Origin of the sequence: Mesorhizobium sp. B2-7-1, assembly GCF_006440735.1 — a bacterium.
GTDB lineage: Bacteria > Pseudomonadota > Alphaproteobacteria > Rhizobiales > Rhizobiaceae > Mesorhizobium.
The window spans coordinates 1-1,113 of record NZ_VFUA01000230.1 but is presented as its reverse complement, the minus strand read 5'-3'; the positions used below and the strand labels follow the sequence as shown (position 1 = coordinate 1,113).

Annotated in this window: 1 protein-coding gene; it reads left to right on the top strand. The window is 60.6% G+C overall.

Features of this window, described 5'->3' with window-relative positions:
- Positions 1 to 450 precede the first annotated feature (450 nt).
- Positions 451 to 1,113: glutamate--tRNA ligase family protein (locus FJ471_RS34635; protein ID WP_246684926.1), on the top strand; the 663-nt coding region annotated here is incomplete at its 3' end.

The window sequence follows — 1,113 nt, the reverse complement described above, 5'->3', positions numbered from 1 at the left end:
GCAACCACTAACTATAGTGATAACAGATCATGTTATCCAGGCCCACAATTCTCCCTTACGCCCATCCACGCCCTCACGATCCCCACGCTTCCGCCAGCCTCGTGAACAGGCGGAAATCCGGGCAAAACGCACAAAATCCGGGAAAAAAGACCGGCCTCGAAACTCTCCGGTCGCGCCCGCAACAGGAGCGCATGGCCTATAAAAAGCGACTCGGTCTGACCCGTCAAGGATTCGTTTGTATAGGTTTTGTGACCCCAACATCTTGTGTGTCACATATGTGGATAACGGGGACATTAGAAGCCAGGGTTTGTGGGCGCTTGACGCCATTTGTCAGGCCGCCGCGAAGCGTGTCGGGCCAGCGGCTTTTCATTTTAGCTGGCTTGCACTATCTGTTGCGTTCGCGCGGGGGCGCGCCTTGTCAACACCAAAAGCATCCGTTACGCCCCGCTCATGACAGTTACCGTACGTTTTGCCCCATCGCCGACCGGCCGCATCCATATCGGCAATGCGCGCACCGCGCTGTTCAACTGGCTTTTCGCCATGAACAACAAGGGCCGTTTCATCCAGCGCTTCGACGACACCGACATTGCGCGCTCGAAGCAGGAATATGCCGATTCCATTCTCTACGACCTGCATTGGCTGGGCATCTTCCCGGATATCACCGAATACCAGTCGCGCCGCTTCGAGATCTACGACGCGGCGGTCGAGCGGCTGAAGGCGGCGCGGGTGCTCTATGCCTGCTACGAGACGCCGGAAGAGCTCGACCTGCGCCGCAAGGTGCGCCGCACGCGCGGCCTGCCGCCGGTGTACGGCCGCGAGGCGTTGACGCTGACGCCCGAGCAGGTGGCTGAATACCAGTCGGATGGACGCAAGCCGCATTGGCGCTTCCTGCTGCCCAACTTCACCAGCGATCCGCTGCAGCCCGAACGGACCGAGGTGCACTGGAACGACCTCGTGCGCGGCGAGGAGACCGTCGATCTCGCCTCGCTGTCGGATCCTGTGCTGGTGCGCGAGGACGGCACCTATCTCTACACGCTGCCTTCGGTGGTCGACGACATCGAGATGGGCGTCAGCCATGTCATCCGCGGAGACGACCATGTCACCAACCCCGGG